26 protein-coding genes are annotated in these 21,773 nt (G+C 35.8%); all 26 read left to right on the top strand.

Annotation, left to right across the window (positions count from 1 at the left end):
- Positions 1 to 88: 88 nt before the first annotated feature.
- Positions 89 to 1,408: an ATP-binding protein gene (locus D3H64_RS03900; protein WP_121564956.1), complete on the top strand. Its 1,320-nt coding sequence runs from the start codon at positions 89 to 91 to the stop codon at positions 1,406 to 1,408.
- 143 nt (positions 1,409 to 1,551) lie between these two features.
- Positions 1,552 to 2,880: a phage portal protein gene (locus D3H64_RS03905; protein ID WP_121564957.1), complete on the top strand. Its 1,329-nt coding sequence runs from the start codon at positions 1,552 to 1,554 to the stop codon at positions 2,878 to 2,880.
- On the top strand, positions 2,798 to 3,538 hold the full coding sequence (locus tag D3H64_RS03910; RefSeq protein WP_370448448.1) for a head maturation protease, ClpP-related: 741 nt from the start codon (positions 2,798 to 2,800) through the stop codon (positions 3,536 to 3,538). Before D3H64_RS03905 ends, D3H64_RS03910 begins: the two co-directional genes overlap by 83 nt.
- Before the next feature lie 109 nt (positions 3,539 to 3,647).
- Positions 3,648 to 4,841 carry a phage major capsid protein gene (locus D3H64_RS03915; protein ID WP_121564959.1) on the top strand — a complete coding sequence of 398 codons (1,194 nt, stop codon included), beginning with the start codon at positions 3,648 to 3,650 and terminating at the stop codon, positions 4,839 to 4,841.
- A 17-nt stretch (positions 4,842 to 4,858) separates the two neighbouring features.
- Positions 4,859 to 5,137, top strand: coding sequence for a head-tail connector protein (locus D3H64_RS03920; protein WP_121564961.1), 279 nt, complete (start codon positions 4,859 to 4,861; stop codon positions 5,135 to 5,137).
- Between the two features lie 99 nt (positions 5,138 to 5,236).
- Positions 5,237 to 5,569, top strand: coding sequence for a phage head closure protein (locus tag D3H64_RS03925; RefSeq protein ID WP_121564963.1), 333 nt, complete (start codon positions 5,237 to 5,239; stop codon positions 5,567 to 5,569).
- Positions 5,566 to 5,946, top strand: a complete 381-nt coding sequence (locus tag D3H64_RS03930; protein WP_121564965.1) for an HK97-gp10 family putative phage morphogenesis protein — start codon at positions 5,566 to 5,568, stop codon at positions 5,944 to 5,946. The genes D3H64_RS03925 and D3H64_RS03930 overlap by 4 nt, the downstream gene beginning before the upstream one ends.
- The gene (locus D3H64_RS03935) at positions 5,939 to 6,271 is read left to right on the top strand and encodes a hypothetical protein (RefSeq protein WP_121564967.1); all 333 of its coding nucleotides are present in this window, start codon (positions 5,939 to 5,941) and stop codon (positions 6,269 to 6,271) included. The genes D3H64_RS03930 and D3H64_RS03935 overlap by 8 nt, the downstream gene beginning before the upstream one ends.
- Complete coding sequence (locus D3H64_RS03940; RefSeq protein ID WP_121564969.1) at positions 6,261 to 6,851, top strand: major tail protein; 591 nt, start codon at positions 6,261 to 6,263, stop codon at positions 6,849 to 6,851. The genes D3H64_RS03935 and D3H64_RS03940 overlap by 11 nt, the downstream gene beginning before the upstream one ends.
- Positions 6,852 to 6,862: 11 nt before the next feature.
- Entirely contained in the window at positions 6,863 to 7,228 is a 366-nt protein-coding gene (locus tag D3H64_RS03945) for a hypothetical protein (RefSeq protein WP_121564970.1), read from the top strand.
- A 250-nt stretch (positions 7,229 to 7,478) separates the two neighbouring features.
- Positions 7,479 to 7,808, top strand: a complete 330-nt coding sequence (locus tag D3H64_RS03950) for a DUF6442 family protein (RefSeq protein WP_121564971.1) — start codon at positions 7,479 to 7,481, stop codon at positions 7,806 to 7,808.
- Positions 7,805 to 8,011, top strand: a complete 207-nt coding sequence (locus D3H64_RS03955; RefSeq protein ID WP_121564972.1) for a helix-turn-helix transcriptional regulator — start codon at positions 7,805 to 7,807, stop codon at positions 8,009 to 8,011. The genes D3H64_RS03950 and D3H64_RS03955 overlap by 4 nt, the downstream gene beginning before the upstream one ends.
- Before the next feature lie 13 nt (positions 8,012 to 8,024).
- Complete coding sequence (locus D3H64_RS03960) at positions 8,025 to 8,330, top strand: hypothetical protein (RefSeq protein ID WP_121564973.1); 306 nt, start codon at positions 8,025 to 8,027, stop codon at positions 8,328 to 8,330.
- 102 nt (positions 8,331 to 8,432) lie between these two features.
- Entirely contained in the window at positions 8,433 to 11,258 is a 2,826-nt protein-coding gene (locus D3H64_RS03965; protein WP_121564974.1) for a phage tail tape measure protein, read from the top strand.
- A 2-nt stretch (positions 11,259 to 11,260) separates the two neighbouring features.
- The gene (locus D3H64_RS03970) at positions 11,261 to 11,932 is read left to right on the top strand and encodes a hypothetical protein (protein WP_121564975.1); all 672 of its coding nucleotides are present in this window, start codon (positions 11,261 to 11,263) and stop codon (positions 11,930 to 11,932) included.
- Complete coding sequence (locus D3H64_RS03975; RefSeq protein WP_121564976.1) at positions 11,933 to 14,758, top strand: phage tail protein; 2,826 nt, start codon at positions 11,933 to 11,935, stop codon at positions 14,756 to 14,758. It begins immediately after the preceding gene.
- 11 nt (positions 14,759 to 14,769) lie between these two features.
- The gene (locus D3H64_RS03980; protein WP_111680827.1) at positions 14,770 to 14,952 is read left to right on the top strand and encodes a hypothetical protein; all 183 of its coding nucleotides are present in this window, start codon (positions 14,770 to 14,772) and stop codon (positions 14,950 to 14,952) included.
- Positions 14,933 to 15,211 carry a toxin gene (locus tag D3H64_RS03985; protein ID WP_121564977.1) on the top strand — a complete coding sequence of 93 codons (279 nt, stop codon included), beginning with the start codon at positions 14,933 to 14,935 and terminating at the stop codon, positions 15,209 to 15,211. The genes D3H64_RS03980 and D3H64_RS03985 overlap by 20 nt, the downstream gene beginning before the upstream one ends.
- 66 nt (positions 15,212 to 15,277) lie before the next feature.
- Complete coding sequence (locus D3H64_RS03990) at positions 15,278 to 15,688, top strand: holin family protein (RefSeq protein WP_121564978.1); 411 nt, start codon at positions 15,278 to 15,280, stop codon at positions 15,686 to 15,688.
- Position 15,689: 1 nt separating this feature from the next.
- Entirely contained in the window at positions 15,690 to 16,676 is a 987-nt protein-coding gene (locus D3H64_RS03995; protein WP_121564979.1) for an N-acetylmuramoyl-L-alanine amidase, read from the top strand.
- A gap of 174 nt (positions 16,677 to 16,850) precedes the next feature.
- Positions 16,851 to 17,261 carry a helix-turn-helix domain-containing protein gene (locus tag D3H64_RS04000; RefSeq protein WP_063633075.1) on the top strand — a complete coding sequence of 137 codons (411 nt, stop codon included), beginning with the start codon at positions 16,851 to 16,853 and terminating at the stop codon, positions 17,259 to 17,261.
- Entirely contained in the window at positions 17,248 to 17,460 is a 213-nt protein-coding gene (locus D3H64_RS04005; RefSeq protein WP_063633076.1) for an SHOCT domain-containing protein, read from the top strand. The genes D3H64_RS04000 and D3H64_RS04005 overlap by 14 nt, the downstream gene beginning before the upstream one ends.
- Positions 17,461 to 17,521: 61 nt before the next feature.
- Positions 17,522 to 19,087 (top strand): recombinase family protein, encoded by a 1,566-nt coding sequence (locus D3H64_RS04010; RefSeq protein WP_063633077.1) that lies wholly within the window; start codon positions 17,522 to 17,524, stop codon positions 19,085 to 19,087.
- On the top strand, positions 19,084 to 19,494 hold the full coding sequence (locus tag D3H64_RS04015) for a recombinase family protein (protein WP_063633078.1): 411 nt from the start codon (positions 19,084 to 19,086) through the stop codon (positions 19,492 to 19,494). Before D3H64_RS04010 ends, D3H64_RS04015 begins: the two co-directional genes overlap by 4 nt.
- Positions 19,495 to 19,511: 17 nt before the next feature.
- The gene (locus D3H64_RS04020) at positions 19,512 to 21,080 is read left to right on the top strand and encodes a recombinase family protein (RefSeq protein WP_199700132.1); all 1,569 of its coding nucleotides are present in this window, start codon (positions 19,512 to 19,514) and stop codon (positions 21,078 to 21,080) included.
- Between the two features lie 386 nt (positions 21,081 to 21,466).
- Positions 21,467 to 21,773: MptD family putative ECF transporter S component (locus tag D3H64_RS10205; protein ID WP_199700128.1), on the top strand; the 307-nt coding region annotated here is incomplete at its 3' end.

Here is a 21,773-nt window from a genome sequence, read left to right on the forward strand (position 1 = left end):
ATAAGAAAAGTTTAGGGAATTGAAACCTCAAACTTGATAAAAATAAAAGTTTAGGGTATAATGTAATCAAAAAAAGGAGGGATATAGTATGTTGCGTTATGAGAGAAAGCTAAAAACTAGAAATATATACCTGAATCAATTGATTGCATTTAAAGACAAAGAACCCGTAAAGGTTATAACAGGAATTAGAAGATGTGGAAAATCAAGTTTATTAAAACTAATGCAGGAACATCTTTTGAATTCCGGAGTTAAACAAGATGAGATTATTGCGATAAATTTTGAATCCCTTGAATTTCAAGAGATGAATTACAAAGAATTATATGACTATGTAAAGAAAAAAATTCCAACTACAAAAAGAGCATATTTATTCTTTGATGAACTTCAAAGGATAGAAAGATGGGAAGATGCCATAAACTCATTTCGTGTTGATTTTGATTGTGATATATATATAACCGGATCTAACTCATACCTATTGTCATCGGAATACTCCACATATTTATCCGGTAGATATGTAGAAATAAAAATGTATCCATTGTCATTCAAGGAATTTATAGATTTTCATGGATATAAACTAAAGGAATATAAAACACCAATTGGGGAAAAGAAAAAAAGAGCAGTAAATGAGAATGATGAAATTGTTGAAATCCGGGATCTATTTGATGCATATATGCGATATGGAGGTATGCCTGGAATAGCTGATGTTGGACTTGAACAAGACAAAGCGATGACATTACTCGATGGAGTATATTCAACTGTCGTTGTTAGAGATATCCTTGAACGTGAAAAAAGAAGAGGATTAAGACAAATTACTGATGCAGAATTACTTAGAAAAATTATATTATTTTTAGCGGATAATATCGGAAATAATACCTCTCTTAATTCGGTAAGCAATACACTTGTATCTGAAAACATGATTCAAAATCGTGAAAGGCAAGGTAAACCGGCAACGAAAACTATTGCATCATATGTAGGAGCATTGAAAGAATCCTACATGTTTTATGATGTTAAGCGATTTGATATAAAGGGAAAAGAATATCTAAGAACACTTGGGAAGTATTATATCGTAGATATTGGACTAAGAAATTATTTACTTGGATTTAGAGATAGAGACAGAGGACATGCATTAGAAAATATAGTTTACTTTGAATTGTTAAGACGTGGGTTTGATGTAGCAATTGGAAAAATTGACAATTTAGAAGTCGATTTTATTGTTACAAATGCAAATGAAAAAATGTATGTTCAAGTAACAGAAAGCATGAAAAATGAATCTGTAAGAGAAAGAGAATTAAAACCGTTACAAAAAATCCATAATAATTATAAAAAAATGGTTATTACTTTAGACAAAGCTATTGATGATGAATATGATGGAATTCAGTCTATTGATATAATTGATTGGTTGTTAAAGTAAGATAATGTAGTTATAAAAATTAATATTGGGGAACTTTATGCATGGTGATCTATAAATTTGTTTCCCAAACATAAATAATAATATAAGGCATCTACTAATTACAGTAGGTGCTTTTGTTTTGCAAAAAATTAGGAGGAATGTGTATGGGCGTATTAAGTGGCCTATTTAAGAGTAGGGATAAGCCTACAAATAGAACAAATGGATCATCATATAGCTTTTTAATGGGCGGTTCATCATCCGGAAGAAGAGTAAATGAACGATCTGCTATGCAGATGACTGCAGTATATAGCTGCGTAAGAATACTATCTGAGGCTGTGGCAAGTTTGCCACTTCATGTGTATGAAAGAATCGATACAGGGACAGAAAAAGCTATAGCACACCCGTTATATAAGGTCCTTCATGATGAACCGAATCCTGAAATGACAAGTTTTGTCTTTAGAGAAACTATGATGACACATTTACTTCTATGGGGTAATGCTTATGCACAAGTAATTAGAAACGGTAAGGGTGAAGTATTAGGACTTTATCCGCTTATGCCGGATAGGATGAATGTAGATAGGGATGATAAAGGTCAAATTTATTATGAATACTTTGTCAGTGATTCTGATGCAGGAACAGAAAAACAAGGAAGAGTGAAGTTAAACCAGTCCGATGTTCTTCATATTCCTGGACTTGGCTTTGATGGACTTGTTGGCTATTCACCAATTGCGATGGCTAAAAATGCCATAGGTATGGCAATTGCGACAGAAGAATATGGAGCTAAGTTCTTTGCTAATGGAGCAACTCCGAGTGGAATCTTAGAGTATCCCGGAACAGTAAAAGATCCTGAAGGCATGAGGGAAAGCTGGTCAAAAGGATTCTCTGGTAGCAATAGTCATAAAATAGCGATTTTGGAAGAAGGAATGAAGTATACACCTATTTCGATTTCTCCAAATGAAGCACAGTTTTTAGAAACAAGAAAATTTCAAATCAATGAGATAGCTCGAATCTTTAGAGTCCCACCACATATGGTAGGTGACCTTGAGAAGTCGAGCTTTTCTAATATTGAGCAGCAGTCACTTGAGTTTGTAAAGTATACCCTTGACCCTTGGGTAGCAAGATGGGAACAAGCAATTGTCAGAAGGCTTTTTACTGAGGAGGAAAAGAAAAAGTACTATGTCAAATTCAATGTGGACGGACTCCTTCGTGGCGATTACCAATCAAGAATGAATGGCTATGCTACAGCAAGACAAAACGGATGGATGTCTGCCAATGATATTAGAGAATTAGAAAACCTAGACCGTATTCCAAGTGAAGATGGAGGTGACCTATATCTCATAAATGGAAATATGCTCCCGCTTAAAAAGGCAGGAGCATTTGCAGGTGAAGATGGAAAGGAGGAAGAACCTAATGAAGAAGTTTTGGAAGTGGAAGAATCAAGTAATGAGAAACCAAAACGAAGAGGAAGTGACAGAACGCATCCTATTCCTTAATGGAACGATAGCTGAAGAATCGTGGTTTGATGATGATGTGACACCACAGCTTTTCAAAGAGGAGTTAAATCAGGGGAATGGAAACATTACCGTTTGGATTAACTCGCCAGGAGGTGACTGTGTGGCAGCAGCTCAAATCTACAATATGCTAATTGACTATAAGGGAGATGTCACAGTAAAAGTTGATGGTATCGCAGCAAGTGCAGCATCAGTTATTGCAATGGCAGGGACAAATGTATTAATGAGTCCAGTATCTATGCTCATGATCCATAATCCTATGACCATAGCGTTTGGAAATAAGGGGGAGATGGAAAAAGCAATTTCAATGCTGGACGAAGTAAAAGAATCCATCATCAATGCTTATGAAATTAAGACAGGGTTGTCTAGAACGAAATTGTCACATTTAATGGACTCAGAAACTTGGATGGATGCACATAAAGCTGTGGAACTTGGATTTGCAGATGATATCTTAAAAAGAAGTGAAACTACAGACATAGAGGTACCACAAGTTTCCATGATGTATTCAAAGGCACAGGTTGTAAATTCACTGATGGATAAGATTGCTTCTAAATGCAGGATAGAAAACAAAGAAAGAAATACAGGTATTAAGGCGGACGAATTAATGGACCGTCTTTTTTTAATGAAAAATTGGAGGTAGAACACTATGTACCCTTCCGATGAAATATCACGAAATCAAAGATTTCTATATTTCTATCGTTGGGCACGAGAACATTTTTCATTGATTAATAAAATTAGGAGGAAGAAAAATGAGTAAGATTTTAGAAATGATTGAAAAACGTAATAAGGCTTGGGAAGGTGCTAAGGCTTTTCTTGAAAGTAAGAGAGATAAAGACGGACTTATTTCTGAAGAAGATGCTTTAAGCTATGATGAAATGGAAAAGAAAGTCCATAACTACAGCTTAGAAATTGAAAGATTGCAGAAGATGGAGGAGATGGACAAAGAGCTATCTAAACCTATGTCTGATGCTATCGTAACAAAACCAATGAAAGTGGATGACAATCCGGAGAAAAAGGGAAGAGCATCCGATGAATACAGAAGGGATATGCTTAAGGCAATCAGAAGTAACTTTAAGCAGATTACAAACCTTTTGCAGGAAGGAGTGGACACTGATGGAGGATATCTTGTTCCGGAGGAATATGATAAGAGACTGATTGATGTATTAACGGAAAATAACATCATGAGAACTCTTGGAACAAAGATTACCACATCCGGGCTTCATAGAATTACGGTGACTGCAACAAAACCTGCAGCACTTTGGGTTGAAGAAGGTGGCAAGATTCCATTTGATGATGCGACATTCGGCCAAATTACCATTGATGCCTTTAAACTTGCTGTTGGAGTTAAGATTACAAACGAGCTTTTATATGACAGTATGTTCCCGCTTGAAAATTATATTATTGAGCAGTTTGGTAAGGCAATCGGTAATGCCGAGGAAGATGCGTTTCTTAATGGAGATGGAAAGAAAAAGCCACTTGGAATTTTCCATAAAGATGGTGGTGCAATTAGTGATGTAACAACAGCAGGAGCAACTATTTCATCTGACGATATTATCAGTCTCGTGTATGCACTTGGAAGACCATATCGTCAAAAGGCTAAATTCATTATGAATGACCAGACCATTGCCATCATTAGAAAACTGAAAGATGGTAACGGAAACTATATGTGGCAGCCTTCCATTAAAGAAGGAGAACCGGATAGACTGCTTGGTTATCCTATTTTCACATCAGCGTATGCACCTCTTGTAGAAGCGGGAAAACCTGCCATTGCATTCGGTGATTTTTCTTATTACAACATTGCAGACAGAGGAACAAGGTCTATGCAGGAACTTACGGAGCTTTATGCTGAAACGGATACGACAGGCTTTATTGCAAAGGAAAGAGTGGATGGAAAACTGATTCTTCCTGAGGCGGTTCATCTTTTAACTATTAAAGCAAAATAAAGGAGGGGGTGCTAGTTATGGTTGTAAGTCTTGAAGAAATGAAAAATTATCTCAGAGTAGATACCAGTGAAGATGATAATCTGATTAGCACCCTCATAAAGTCTTCCGAGAAGATGTGCCTTGCTATTGCAAGAAAAGATGAAGAAGAAATCATTGGTGAAAATTTTGAAGAATATAAGGTGGCAGTGCTATATGCTGTCGCCTATCTTTATGAGCATAGGGAAGAAGCTGACCATCATGAACTAACGATCACCCTTAGGTCAATGTTATTTGGAGTAAGAAAGGCGGGATTTTAATGCACCCTTCCGATGAAATATCACGAAATCAAAGATTTCTATATTTCTATCGTTGGGCACGAGAACATTTTTCTTGTTATTGAAAATGGAGGTAGAAAAATGAAGATATCACTCTTAAGTGAACGCATCGAACTTCAAAAAAGTATGGTCGAGGTAGATGAGATAGGAAACCACAAAAATGTATGGAGTAAATTTTACTCTTGCTATGCAACTATCAGCAGTGAAAGTCCAAAGGAAGAAACAAGTAGTGGTGCTATATGGGATGAAAGCAAGATTGACTTTACCATTCGCTATAGTAAGGAAGTATCGGTCTTATCTTCTGTTGGATATAGAGTTATTTTTCATAATGATATTTATGAAATTGAGGGCATAGACCATATGAATTACAAGAAGAAAAGTGTGAAACTGCACTGCAGGAGAGTGGAAAGATGAGTAAGGTAAAAATTGATAGTCTTTCATCTGAAGTGATGAAGGAGCTTGAAAAATATGCTGATGTTACAACTGAAAATGTGAAAAAGGCAGTTCAAAAAGCAGGAAAGATTGTGCGTGATGAAATCAGTGCGAATGCTCCAAGTGATACAGGAAAATATGGGAAAAGCTGGACTGTAAAAACTGTGAGAGAAACATCAAGTAGCCTTGAGCTTGTAGTTCATTCAAGAAACAAATATCAGCTTACTCACCTTCTTGAATTTGGTCATGTAAAACGTGGTGGAGGAAGAGTATCTGCAAGACCACATATAGCAAATGCTGAAGAAAAGGCCATAAAGGTTTTTGAAGAAGAGATAAAGGAGACTATTTCCAATGGATAAGCTACTAGAAATTATAAAGGATATAGGGCTTCCAAATGCTTATCATCACTTTGCTGAAGGGGAATCGCCAGAGTCACCTTTTCTTATTTATCTACTGCCAGCAAGCGATAACTTTTCAGCAGATGGAAGAGTGTATTTTAAAGCAAATGAAGTTCATATTGAAATCTATACGGATTACAAAAGTCCGAACATAGAAAAGAAAGTAGAAGCTGTGCTCGATGAGCATGGCATTTTTTATAACAAATCAGAGGTCTTTATAGAGTCAGAAAAGCTCTATGAAGTCTTATATATTTTTGAAATGGAGGAAGAAAATCATGGGAAATAAAGTGAAATATAACCTTAAAAATGTCCATGCAGCAAAACTTAAAAAATCAAGCGAAGGGACATTTTCTTATGAAAATCCTAAAGCAATCCCAGGGGCGGTAAGTATCAGCCTTGAAGCTGAAGGAGAATCCAGTCCTTTTTATGCAGATGGTATTGTATATTTTAGGTCTACTGCAAATAACGGATATAGTGGTGACCTTGAAATTGCACTGATACCTGAATGGTTTAGAACGGAAATCTTAAAGGAAGAACTGGATAAAAACGGAGTACTTGTAGAAAAGGCAAATGTATCGGAAACAGAAAAGTTTGCACTCTTATTTGAATTTGACGGTGATGTAAATGCAATTAGGCACGTCCTATATAACTGCTCCGCATCTCGTCCGTCCATTGAATCTGAAACTAAGGAAGATACCATTGAACCAGGGACAGAAACACTGTCCCTTACAGCAGATCCAAGAGAAGATGGACTTGTAAAATCAAGAACTGGAGATACTACATCGGCTGATACCTATGCTAATTGGTATAAGAGCGTTTATATTCCACAGGCTAATTCTGAAACACCAAAACCAGCAGGGGAATAAGGAGGGAAAATATGCTTGAGAAAACAGTAAAAGTAGGAGAGGTTGATGTAAAGTTTCGTTCATCTGCTACAATACCAAGACTATACAGAATTAAATTTAAGAGAGATATTTTCAAGGACCTATCAAAGCTAGAAAAAACCTTCAAAGCAAGTGAGGGTTCATTTGAAATAGATGACCTTGAGATATTTGAAAATGTAGCCTATATTATGGCTTACCATGCAGATAGGAGTATTGCTGGAAATATTGATGATTGGCTTGACCAATTTGAGATGTTTTCAATCTATGAAATACTCCCTGAGATTCTTGAACTTTGGGGAGCAAACCTTGAAACGGAAGTTCAGTCTAAAAAAAACTTCCAAAAAGTAGCAGGGAAATGACAACTGCCCTATTTCTACTAAGATGCGTGGAAATAGGGATAAGCATTTCTGAACTGGATTTACTTACAATTGGTATGGTACTAGATATTTGGACTGAAAAATCAAATGACGGAGTGAAATATAGCAAGGTGGCAGGACAAGCTGACTTTGATAAGTTTTGATTTGAAAATAAATTTCCAAAAAATATTGACAAGTTTACTTGGCTATAATATAATAATTTTGACAATAAAACTTGGCAGGAGGCTACGGAATGAATAAAGAAGAAATATTATCTAGAAGTCGAAACGAATTAAAAAATGCTGACTTGGTCGAAATGCAAACTAACTATCAAGCTGGTAATATAGCTGGAAGAGTTGGAGCGACAATATGTGTTCTGCTCTCTGTTATTGCGAGAATATTTACAGATGAATATATAGTAAGCCCTTGGATTATTTATTTTTCGATTCTTGGGACAAATTGGTTAGTTAGATTCATAAAATTAAAAAGGAAAACTGATTTGCTTGTAAGTTTACTATTTATAGCTTTAGCGTTTATATTATTCATTGTTCAAGTTAAGCAATTAATGGGTGCAAGTGTATGAATGAAGAATTAATATTAAAGAATAATTTAAAAGAAGTACGCTCGGAAGCAAAATTATCCCAAGCAAAATTGGCGGAAATGGTAGGTGTATCAAGGAATACAATTAGCTCAATTGAGACGGGGCAATTTAATCCAACTGCTAAATTGGCCTTAATTTTATGTATTGCTTTGGATAAAAAATTTGAAGATTTATTTTATTTTTAGGAGGAATGCAAGCATGAAAGATATCAGTTTACTATTGATCGGATTATTAATATCAATTTTAGGAATCGTGAATATTACAGGAAATATCAGTACAATCCATTCATATAATCGCAGAAAAGTCAAGGAAGAGGATGTACCTAAATATGGAAGGATTGTTGGAATTGGAACTCTGATAATCGGCTTATCTTTAATTATAGGATTTATATTACCATTACTGCATATTAATATTCCGTTAGAATATGTTATAGCTCCTATGGGTGGAGTCGGAATACTTTTAATATTATATGGTCAATTTAAATATAATAAAGGTATTTTCTAGTTGATACTATTTAAAAATATTGAATATGATATTAGTTCGATTTTAAGGCTCAGAATAATCTGAGCTTTTTTCATGCTCATTTTTAGGAAAGGAGGGGTTAAAGTGGCCAATAGAATAAAAGGTATTACTGTTGAGATTGGTGGAGATACTACTGGTCTTGATAAAGCCTTAAAAGGTGTAAACTCTACTATAAAAAGCACTCAGTCACAGCTTCGTGATGTAAATAGACTTCTTAAACTTGATCCCTCCAATGCAAAACTGCTTGCTCAAAAACAACAGTTACTACAAAAGGAAATCTCTGAAACTAGCGAAAAGTTAAATGCCTTAAAAGAGGCAGATAAGCAGGCAAAAATGCAGCTTGAAAATGGGGAACTTGGACAAGATAAGTATGATGCCCTGCAAAGAGAAATTATTGAAACAGAAAACAACCTAAAGGCTCTTGAGGAAGAGGCTAAAAAAGTGCCATCAGCACTATCTGTTTCCATGAAAGAGGCAGGAGATAAAATTAAAGAAGTTGGAGATAAGACCACTGAAGTTGGTAAAGGTCTATCAACTCATGTAACAGCACCTATCGTAGCAATAGGTGCTGCATCTTTATCTGCCTTTAATGAAGTGGATAAAGGAATGGATATCATTGTTCAGAAAACAGGTGCATCTGGTAAAGCACTTGAAGAAATGCAAACAAGCATGAAGAACCTTGCGACTTCAATTCCTACAGACTTTGAAACAGCAGGTGCTGCAATTGGTGAGGTGAATACTAGATTTGGTCTTACTGGTAAAAAGCTAGAAGAACTTTCTGGTAAATTTATAAAATTTGCTCAGCTTAATAATACAGATGTTTCCACTGCTATTGATAATACGCAGAAAGTCATATCTGCATTTGGACTAAAGGCAGAAGATGCAGGAGCCTTACTTGATACCATGAATGCTGTCGGACAAAGAACCGGTATCAGTATGGATACTCTTGCAAAGAGTATGGTGACAAACTCTGCAGCACTTCAGCAACTAGGATTTTCTGCAAGTGATGCAGCAAACTTCCTCGGAAATGTTGAAATGTCTGGTGCAGATACTTCACAGGTTATGACAGGACTTACAAAGGCACTTGCTAATGCTACAGCAAATGGAAAGCCTATGAAAGAGGCACTAAAAGAAATCCAAGACAGCATGGTGAATGCTAGTAGTGAAACGGAAGGACTACAAGCGGCTTATGAACTCTTTGGTAAAAGAGCAGGTGGTGCAATTTATCAAGCTTGTAAAAATGGCTCCTTATCATTTGAAGAATTAGGTACATCATTAAAAGATAATATTGGAAATGTAGATAGCACATTTAATGAAACACTTGATCCAATCGATAAGTTTCAGACTTCCCTTAATAGCTTAAAGATAGTAGGAGCTGATGTTGGTAATTCTCTTATGAGCGTTCTTGCACCAATGCTTACCAAGTTCTCAGAGATGATGAAATCCTTAAATGAAAGGTGGAATAGTCTATCTCCTGGTATGCAAGATGCCATTGTAAAAATTGCCCTTATTGCTGCAACTGTAGGACCTGTTTTAGTTGTCATAGGAAAAGTCATCACAGCAGTGGGAACAATTACATCTGCACTAGGAAGTTTAATTGGCCTTATTACGGGAACGACAGTAGCAACTACAGCTGCGGGAGTTGCAGGAGGTGCAAGTGCAGCAGGAACAGCAGCTGCAGGGACTGCCGCTGGTGGAGCGGCGGTTGGCTTTGGAGCACTTAATGTTTCACTTCTTCCAATTATAGGAATTATTGCAGCAATCATAGTAGCAGTAGTGGCCATCATTGCCATTATAAAAAACTGGGGTGCTATTACAGAGTGGTTCAAAGGCTTATGGGAAACAGTATCCACTACAATTATGAGTATTTGGCAGACTATATCAGATTTCTTTAAAGGAATATGGGAAGGTCTAGTTAGTATCTTCACTACAGTTTGGGAAACTATAAAAAATATACTTACTGTAGCATTGATGTTTATTGTGGAGCTTATTAAAGGCTACTTTGAACTGATCACACTTCCTTTTAGGTTTATTTGGGAAAACTGTAAGGAAACCATTATGGCTGTGTGGGAGGCTATAAAGACGGTAGTAATGACGGTCTTAAATACGATTAGTACTTTTATTTCTACCGTTATGAATGCCATAAAAACAGTCATTACAACTGTATGGAATGCAATTAGTACTACGATTTCAACAGTACTTAATGCTATCAAAACTGTGATTACTACAATCTTTAATGCAATAAAATCAGTTGTAACAAGTGTATGGAACGGAATCAAAAGTGTAATTGGATCTGTGGTGGACGGGATAAAGTCAAAGGTATCATCGGTATTTAATGCAGTTTCTAGTACGGTAAGTTATATATTTAATGGAATTAAAAATACAGCCGTTTCCATTTGGAATGGTATAAAGAGTGCCATTGTTACACCGATTGAAGAGGCAAAGAATAAGGTTAAAAGCGTAGTTGATGCAATTAAAGGTTTCTTTGCTGGTATTAGATTAAAACTGCCACATATCAAACTGCCTCATTTTAGCATCAGTGGACACTTTTCTTTAGCACCACCATCCGTACCACATCTCTCTATTGACTGGTATAAAAAGGCGATGAATAAGCCAATGCTCTTGAATGGAGCAACTATTTTTGGTAGTAAAGGCGGACATTTTCTTGGAGGTGGAGAGGCTGGACCGGAAGTAATCATGGGACTTGATACTCTTCAGAATATGACAGCTGGAGCAAACGGAGATTTACTGAGTGTCATGAATAGAATAGTAGCCATCATGGATGCCTATTTTCCTAAGTTTTCTGAAACAAGTATTGTACTTGACTCTGGAGAACTTGTTGGAGGAATTGCACCGCAGATGGATATGGCACTAGGGAAATTACAAAATAGGAAGGCAAGGGGGTGGTAAGAATGTACGGAATGAAAATAGGAGAGTTTCATAGTTATAAAGACTTTGGACTTGTGCCGACAAGTAAGCCGGTTATTAACTTGCCATCACCAAAGCTAGAGTATCTTGATATACCGGGAAGACATGGTGAAATTGATATAACGGAAAGCCTTACAGGTGAAGTGATTTATGAAATGAGAACAGGATCATTTGAGTTTATTGTTTCAGACATAGAAAAGTGGCAAGAGGTTTATAGGAAACTACTAAGTACAGTTCATGGTAAAAAGACAAAGCTAGTACTTGATACAGAAAAAGACTATGTCTATCAAGGTAGGCTTTGGGTAAGTGAATTTAAGTCAGATAAAAATTATTCTCTGATTACTTTGGAATATAAGCTTGAGCCATATAAGTATAGGCTAGAAGATTTGAAAAATGGTGAGTTTACTCATAAAGTTAATGGGATTGTTATTACAAGTAGTAAAACTATAACATTACCCTTTGATTCAGATATGACCATAGTTCCTGAATTTAATAACAAAACAGAAAATGTTCTAAGCTTAAATTTTCAAGGAAAGAAGTTTACTTTACCTAAAGGCATGAGCAGGTTTCCCGAAGTTAGAGGAAGAAAGAACTTAGTGCTTACCTTCACAGGTAGTAGCACACTAGATATTTCATATAAGAGGGGGTGGATATAAGTGTATAAAATTGTGATGGATGGAAATACCATCTATTATCCGGGTGATGAAAAGGCAGTTTTAATGAGTTCTACACTAAATTTGGAACTAAATACTGCTGGAACTCTTATCTTTATATGCCCGCCTGAAAATCCATACTACGAAAGAATTTATAACAGAAAATCTATTGTCAGCGTATACCGAGATGAAAGAGAAATCTTTATAGGAGAAGTAAGAGAACAGACAAAAGACCTACGAGGAAATAAGAAAGTCCAGTGCGTAGGTCTTTTGTCATATCTAGCTGATAGTATCCAGCCTCAAATGGAATATCATAACCAGACGCCATACCAGCTACTATCAAAGTTTTTAGAGATTCATAACGAACAAGTGGATGAAAGAAAAAGAATAAAGCTTGGAAGAGTAACTGTTACCGATCCAAATGATTCCTTATATCGCTACACCAATTATGAAACCACACTAGAAGCAATTATGACAAAGATGGTAGAAAAACTTGGTGGCTATTTGAAACTAAGAAGAGAAGGTAGTCATTTAATTCTTGATTATTTAAGGCTTGAAGAAATGGGAAAAGACACGGGACAGAGCATAGAGTTTGGACTTAACCTTCTTGATTATACTGAGGACTTATCTGCAGAAGATGTGGCAACAGCCATCATCCCACTTGGTAAGGAAATAGAAGGTGATGCTAATGCTGTCCTAAAACAATATACAGATATTACTTCAGTAAATAATGGTAAAAATTATCTTGTTTCTAAAGAGGCACTTACTGAATTTGACTGGGTTTGTAAGGTGGTACGATGGGATGATGTGACCGTACCTGCAAACCTTATACGAAAAGGAACAGAGTGGCTTAAGGATAATCAGTTTGAAATGGTAGAGCTAAACCTTTCAGCTGTTGACTTATCAGAGTTTGGAATCGCTACAGAAACCATTGAATGTGGAGATAGGGTAAGGTGCATAGCCTATCCATTTGGAATGGACAGAATATTTCCTGTTATGAAACAGACCATACCACTGCAAAAGCCCGGAGAAATTAAGGTGGTGCTTGGAAGTAATCAAAGTAAAGGATATATACAAAGTTCTCAAGATGCAGTAAGGCAGATAAAAGAAGAAGGTATAACTACAAGAAAAATTGATAATGAAAGAGTCCAAAGTGCCATTGATAACCTTAAGGCTCAAATGAATACAGGTACTGGTGGATACAAGCTGACAGAATATGATTCCTCTGGTAGATGGCTTAGAGACTTATATATGGATACACCAGATAAGGACACTGCCACAAAGGTTCTTCAGATAAATATGAATGGAATCGGTGGAAGTCGTAATGGATATAAGGGTCCATATGCTGTTGGTATGACACTTGATGGAATGATCTATGGCGAAAGAATTATGAGTCACTCCATTGATGCTGAAAAACTATCAGTTTCCTATACCTCGCAAGTGGAAAGGCAGATTCTTGATTCAAAGAAAGAGGCCATATCTGATACAGATAAGAAGTTAAAAAGCTACTATACAATCAATGAAGTGAATACAAAGTTTTCTGCTACGGATAAAAAGATTGAGGCAAGTGTAGAAACTGTTAATCAAAAGCTTGAGCAGAAAAATGGCAATTATTACGGCACCTATGTTCCTAATTATTCAAGAGCACCAACCAATAGCTGGAATAGTGATAGATTAAGGCTTACCCATGTTGGTGATTTTTTCTATGATACAACAACGGGATATGCGTATAGATATATTGTGAAAAAGCAAGGATTAGAGCTTAAATTCAATGCAAGTTCTAGGACAGAAAGTGAACGATATGACTGGGTTGAAATATTCTATGAACTTGATGGAAAGACATATGCACTTCCAAGATGTGGTGGAACAAGTATAGCGGGTCAAACGGTATTTATTCCATCAGATAAGTTTTGGCTTTACTGGAGGTGTGACGGCTCCGGTCATGATTATTATGGTTTTAAGATTGATTCTATAAAGAAAGCTGATTCTAATCAAGAAATTATAGGAAGTGAATCTACTTTGCCAACAGATGCAGGTGATGCGGTCTTACTTTTAGGTTCGTCTTATCCAGAGTCAGAACACTCGCCATACAAAGATGGAACTAGAAAACTATGGAATTACTCATCAACTGAGAGCATTAGTTCTTCTCTATCTTTTGACTGGATAAGAGTTGTAGATAAGGATATAAGTGCAGCTAAGGAAAAGGCTGAAACAGCAATATCAAAAATATCTGTTGTGGAAGGCTCTATCTCATCAATGGTGAAAAAAGGTGAGTTTGGTACTTTTATGAGACAAAACTATAACAGTTTTTTACTTGGTTTTAATGGCGCTAGTAGATATGTACAGATTACTGCAGGAGAGATTGGGCTATATAACGGTTCGATTGATAGCAGTAATAAAAGAGCAGTCTTTGATGAAAACGGCAATCACTTTTATCGTGATGGAAAGTACATCGGAAAGATTGGTACAAATGTCTGGAGTGGTAACAGCTCCCATAAAGGCTTAGTTTTTGACCTTGATAGCGAAGGAAAATATATGGCATTTTCTCAAGAAGAATCTGCTAATGCTGGAAGTTACACTACAATGCTTTGTTTTTCAAGATCAAACAGTATTTATAGCCAGTATGGTATTCATCTTGGATGCAACCTATATGCACATGGATTTAAAATAATAGATCCTCAATGGGAAACTGGATTTGGAGTGAATGCCACAATTAACTTTGTACAGATACTTGATATGAATTCAGATGGTACTGTATCTAGATGGGGTTCAAATGGACGTATGGTTTTTAAAGATGGTATATTAATGGATTTAAATTATTATGGTTAGGAGGACGTAAAATGGCAGAACTAATTATTAACACCAATGAAGTGGTCATCAATGAAGGCACTTTAAAAAAGGATATTATGACCAAGAAAGAAGTAAAGGACGATAAAAACACCTTACTTCTTGAAGAAATCAATCACAAATTGGACTTACTACTTAAAGACAAGGAGGAATCTCATGGAGAAACCAACCATTAATTATGCCCTCGCCTACCAGAAGTTTCGAGGAGAGTTAAGCTCTAGTATTGCTAACTTACAGCAGAAAATACCAATTCCAACCTATATGGTTGAAGGGATACTTTCTGGAATCCTTGCTGATGTGAGGTCTGCAACGATTACAGAAAATGCCTTAGAAGTAGATGCTTTTAGAGAAAGTTTTGATAAATATTATGAAGAAAGGGAAAAAGAGCTTAACGATGAAATCTTAAAATTAAAGGCAAAAGGTGAAGAAAAATAGAATAAAAGATATTTGTTATTAGCAGCTATAAATAGCTGTTTTTTTATTACAAAGGAGGAATTTAATATGAAAGAATTTTGGAACATGATTCAACTTGCATTTACAGCAGTTGGCGGATGGCTTGGCTACTTTTTAGGAGGGTGTGATGGTCTTATCATCGCACTTCTTTTATTTGTAGTCATTGATTACATCACAGGGGTGATGTGTGCTGTGGTAGATAAAAAGTTATCTAGTAACGTAGGATTTAAAGGCATCTGTAGAAAGGTGCTTATTTGTATGCTTGTTGGTATCGCCAACATCATTGATGTGCAGGTGATTAAATCAGGAAGTGTACTAAGAACAGCAGTGGTGTTCTTTTACCTTTCAAATGAGGGTCTTTCTTTAATAGAAAATGCTGCACATCTTGGACTACCTGTACCAGATAAACTAAAAGCAGTGTTAGAACAGTTACATGATAAGGAAAGAGGAGGAAATTAAAATGAGTAATAGTAGATTAGTAGATATGACAATGCTAAGTCCAAACCATAGTGGACATAGAAATCAGCCGATTACAAAAATTGCAATTCACCATACAGCAGGTGCTATTAGTGCAGCTACCATTGGTAATATTTTCAAACCTACATCAAGACAGGCTTCCTGCAATTATGGAATCGGAAATGATAATAAGGTTGTCTTATGTGTAGATGAGAGTAATCGCTCTTGGTGTACATCAAGTTCATGGTGTGATAATAGAGCTATTACCATTGAGGTATCAAACTCATCTAATGGTGGCAACTGGCCAGTAAGTGATAGGGTTCTTGCTAAACTGATTGACCTTGTTACAGATATCTGTAAGAGAAACGGAATCAAAAACTGCACCTATACTGGAGGAAAAGACGGAGTACTTCAAAAGCATGAGTGGTATGCAGCTACCAATTGTCCGGGACCTTATCTTGGCAGTAAATTTTCATATATTGCAAGCGAGGTAAATAAAAGGCTTGCTGGTGGTAGTTCAAATGCACCAAGCACAGGAGGTTCAAGTCTCTATAGAGTAAGAAAATCTTGGGGTGATGCAAAGAGTCAAAAGGGTGCATTTAGAAATCTTGAAAATGCGAAGAAATGTGCAAATTCAAATCCAGGATATTCTGTCTACGATTCAAATGGCAGATCTGTATATCCGGTAGCAAGTACTCCATCAAAAAGGATTGATACACTTGCAAGAGAGGTGCTTGCAGGAAACTGGGGTAATGGACAGGATAGAGTAAACCGTCTGACATCTGCAGGATATAACTATAATGTTGTTCAAAATAGGGTGAATGAAATCCTATCTGGAAGTGCAAGTAAACCAACTGGAAAATCTATTGACACCCTAGCTCGTGAAGTGATCCGAGGTGACTGGGGTAATGGTCAAGATAGAAAGAACAGACTTGAAAGAGCCGGATATGACTATGACGCAGTACAAGCTAGAGTAAATGAACTTTTATAAGTAGTGAAATGAGCCTGAGTGTTGTTCCTTAATTGGAATAATCTTCAGGCTTTTTTTATTTTGGGTTTACTATCCTCTCTTTTCTTTTGCCTGTGATTTGTAGGGAGAAGATTTTACATTAAGTCGGACAAATCGTTTTGAAACTCCCTTAGCCAGTGAGAAGGGAGTAGACCGATGAAATTAGAAGAAAAAGAAAAGATAAAGATTTTAAGAGAAAAGGGACTTGGATATACAGCGATAGCAAAAGAGATAAATATTTCTGTAAATACCATCAAAAGTTACTGTAAGCGTCATGGCCTTGGTGGAACTAAAACTTGTGATGAGGATACATCTCTCTGTGAGTATTGCGACAAACCTGTCATACAAAAACCGGGGAGAAAAAAGAAAAGATTTTGTTCAGATAAATGCAGAAATAACTGGTGGAATAAAAATAGAGAGTTAGTAAGTAAGAAAGCCAACTATGAATGTACCTGCGTTAGCTGCGGTAAGATTTTTATCTCTTATGGAAATAAGAATCGTAAGTATTGTAGCCATAGCTGCTATATCTATGACAGGTTTGGAGGTGAGTGCCATGAAGATAACTAGCAATAATCAAATTAGATCTGATACACCATCAAGGGAATTTACAGAAGAAAAAATGCAAAAGGACTTTGAATATGAAGTGGCACAAATGCTGACAAAGAGACTAGTAGATAATGGATTAATTTCAGAAGATGAAGCGGTGCAGGTTAGCGAGCTTAATAAGCTCAATTTTGAGCCTTTTTATAAGGAAATACTGGATTAATAACTTGATAAATAGTGTCTTTAGAGTGATATATAGTACTGACCAAAAAGGAGGTGAGACGATGGCAAAGATAACAAAAATAGAGAAAAGACAGCAAAATAACAGAGTTAAGAAAATGCGAGTAGCAGCCTATGCTAGAGTTTCAACAGAAAGTGCAGAACAACTCCTTAGTCTTGAAGTGCAAAAAGAACACTATGAAAATTGCATAAAGGCAAATCCTTACTGGGAATACGCAGGGCTATATTTTGATGAAGGTATCAGTGGAACAAAAATAGAAAAAAGGGAGAGCCTGCTGAAATTACTTGATGATTGTGAAAAAGGAAAAATTGATAGGGTTATTACAAAATCTATCAGTAGATTTGCAAGAAATACAGTGGACTGCCTTGAAATGGTAAGAAAACTTACAGGACTTGGAGTAGCCATCTATTTTGAAAAGGAAAACATAGATACTGAGCATATGAACTCAGAACTTATGCTTTCAATTCTAAGTTCTATTGCAGAAAGCGAATCAAGATCCATTTCGGAAAATAGCAAATGGTCGTTAAAAAGAAGGTTTGAAAATGGGACTTATGTTATTTCCTATCCACCCTACGGCTATGAAAATGTTGATGGAAAGATGGTTGTTGTTCCAAGTGAAGCTGAGATTGTGAAGGAAATTTTTAGAATGGCAATATCAGGATTGGGATCATATCTAATAGCGAATGAACTAAACAAAAGAGGCATAGCTACAAAGAAAAACAGCAAATGGCACTCTTCAACAGTTCAAGCTATTTTAAAGAATGAAAAATATACAGGAGATGTTATCTTTCAAAAAACCTATACAGACGAGAATTTTAACAGACATCAAAATCGTGGGGAAAAGGTCAGATATATGATGAAAAATCACCACGAACCTATTATTAGCCATGAGGATTTTGAACTGGTAAAAACTGTAGTAGGTCAGAGAAAAAAAGAAAAAAATATAGATGGTTCAGATAACAAATATCAAAAAAGATACGCTCTTTCCGGAAAGGTATATTGCGGAGAATGTGGTTCAAAAGTAAAAAGGTGCATGAGATATGCACAAAGTGGAAACTATGCTGCTTGGACCTGCGTTAGGCATATTGAAGATAAAAAAAGCTGCAACATGAAGTATATAAGAGAAGAACATATCAAAGTAGCATATGTTCAAATGATGAATAAGCTTATAGCAGGCAAAAATATTATGCTGAAGCCTTTTGTAGACACTTTGCGAGGTGGAAATAACAAGGATCGGCTAAGGCATATTTTAGAACTTGATGAAAAAATAGAAAAGCTGAATGAACAAGCTCAGGTACTAACAAAGCTATTAAGTAGTGGTTATATAGAGCTAGATGTATTTTACGCAGAAAACAATAATATTTCCTTGGAGCTTGCTGAACTTGAAAAGGAAAAAGCAAGTCTTTCATCAATCGTTAGTGGAGATCTAAATCATCTAAATGAAGCTCAAAAACTACTAAGATTTATAAACAAAAGTGATTGTATCAAAGATTTTATTGATGATGCTTTTTCACAATTTGTTGAGAAGATTACGATAGAAGATAGACTTAAATTCACCTTTCATCTGAAGTGTGGCTTAAATTTAACAGAGGAGGTGATAGTAAAGTGACACACATACCATATGGATACCGAGTAGAGAATGCAAAAGGTGTTATCTATATACCAGAGGCTGAGAAGGTGATTGCTCTATATAAAAAATATCTTGAATGTAACTCAATGAGGGCATCAGCAAAAGCTGTAGGAATAGATAAAACACATAGTTCCATTGGAAAGATATTAAGAAATACGGTATATCTTGGAACAGAATTTTATCCAGAATTGATAGATGAAGATCTATTTAATAAGGTTCAAGAAGCTAGAAAAAATAATACGATTCAAAGGAACAGAATCAAAGAAATTAGTCCTTCAGAAGCGTTTGTGCCTGTTACGGAATTTAAGTGTTGCAGAGCAGAGCTGAAATTTGATGATCCATATAAGCAGGCAGAATATGTATATAGTTTGATTAGGGAGGGATAGAGTTGAATGAGAATGTAATGCTTATTCCCGCTAGGAAAAGACCGGGAAATTCGATAAGTAATCAAAAAGAAAAACCTAAGTTAAAGGTAGTAGCTTATTGTAGAGTTAGTACTGATAGCGAGGAGCAATCTGGAAGTTATGAAATGCAGGTGAAGCACTATACGGACTATATTTCTAGAAATAGTGATTGGGAATTTGCAGGAATTTATGCGGATGATGGTATATCGGGCACAAATACCAAAAAGCGTGAAGGCTTTAATGACATGATTAACGATTGTATGGCAGGTAAGGTGGATATGGTCATTACAAAATCTATCAGCCGATTTGCAAGAAATACCATTGACTGCCTGAAGTATGTAAGGCAGCTAAAAGACAGTAACATACCTATCATATTTGAGAAAGAAAATATAAATACTATGGAAGCAAGCGGTGAACTTCTTCTTACCATTATGGCATCACTTGCTCAGCAAGAATCAGCTTCATTATCTCAGAATGTTAAGATGGGTCTACAGTTTAGGTATCAAGAGGGAAAAGTACAGATTAATACAAACTGGTTTTTAGGATATACCAAAGATGCAGATGGCAATCTGATTATCGATGGGGAAGAGGCTAAGGTTGTAAAAAGAATCTATCGTGAGTATCTAGCTGGATCAAGTCTAAGAGAAATTGCGACAGGACTCCAGAGGGATAAAATAAAAAATGGAGCAGGACATCTTAAGTGGCATGTTTCTAACATAAAAGGAATTCTGGAGAATGAAAAGTACATTGGTGACGCACTACTGCAAAAGACAATTACAACAGATTTTATCAATAAAGTTCGTATAAAAAATGATGGAACAGAGCCACAATATTATGTAAAAGATAACCATGAAGCCATTATTCCAAGAGATATATTCATACAGGTGCAGGAAGAAATGCTAAGGCGCGCTAATATGTTTAGTGGAGAAGGGAAAAAGAAAAAGCGAGTCTATTCAAGTAAATATGCGCTTTCTAGTCTTTGTATTTGCTCGAAATGTGGAGATATTTACAGGCGAGTTGCTTGGAATAATCGTGGAGAGCATTTGGTGGTATGGAGATGCTGTACAAGGGTTGAGCATGGGCCAAAAAGCTGTGATGCACCAACTGTACGAGAGGAAGAACTGCAAAAAGCAGTTGTAAAAGCCATGAATGAGGTTTTGAAAACCTCTGATGATACTGAAAAAATTCTAATAAAGAATATTGAGAAAGTAGTTGCTGGCAGTAACGATGAAGAAATAGAAGCCATCAATAGAGTAATTGAGGTAAAACAAAAGGAACTCCTTGCACAGGTAAGAGCTAAGAAAGACTATACTGACATTGCTAATGAAGTTGATACCCTAAAGGGTGAAAAACATAAGATGCTTGTTCAAAAGGCTCTTGATGAAGATGTCAAAAGACGCATCAAGGATATGAAAGAGTTTCTTAGAAGTCAAAGCAAGAATATTAAAGAATATGATGAAGAACTTGTTAGAAAATACATCAAGCAAATAAAAATATATGATGATAAATTTGAAATAACCTTTAAATCTGGAATAGAAATAAATATTGAGAGAATAAGGATTAATTAAATCCTTTGAATGTACTTCGGGTCTTAGGGTTCTCCCTAACAAGCTAAAAATTGATAAAAAAAGAAGCAGATCCCCAAGGGCTGCTTCGTCAATTTTCCGTAAGTGTCCGTACACTTACTGTGCTTGCTCATATACTAATAGTATAAGAACAGCTTTAAGCAAGTTTTAATTTTTTTTATATTATACCGCAGATATTTGTAAAAGTCATTGTCATGGATCAATTTTGTTATTATATAAAATTTATAAACTACAATTTTGTTATTATATAAAATTTCTAAACTAAACAGAATAATAATGTCTAAATGGCATATACAAACAAAACGCTTCAAGTTATTATAATTGTGTTAGCTTAATCTAACTAAAAAAATAGAAAGGACTAAACTTTTATGAGTAAACAAGAATTAGGAAACAAATTAAATGGTAGAGATTTTATCAATATCGGAATCTATGCGGCAATCTATTTTGTTATTGTTATGGCGCTGGCTATGACAGGACTCATTCCGATTTTTCTTATACTACTTTCATCTATGATTGGGATCATTGGGGGTATTCCGTTTATGCTTTTCCTTACGAAAGTGAAAAAGCCCGGTATGATTCTTATCATGAGTCTTATTATGGGAATTATGATGTTTATATTACTCATGTTGGGATATACCTTGGCAATAACCGTATGTTTCATGCAGGCGACCCAAT

Source organism: Atopobacter sp. AH10, assembly GCF_003664595.1.
GTDB lineage: Bacteria > Bacillota > Bacilli > Lactobacillales > Aerococcaceae > Atopobacter.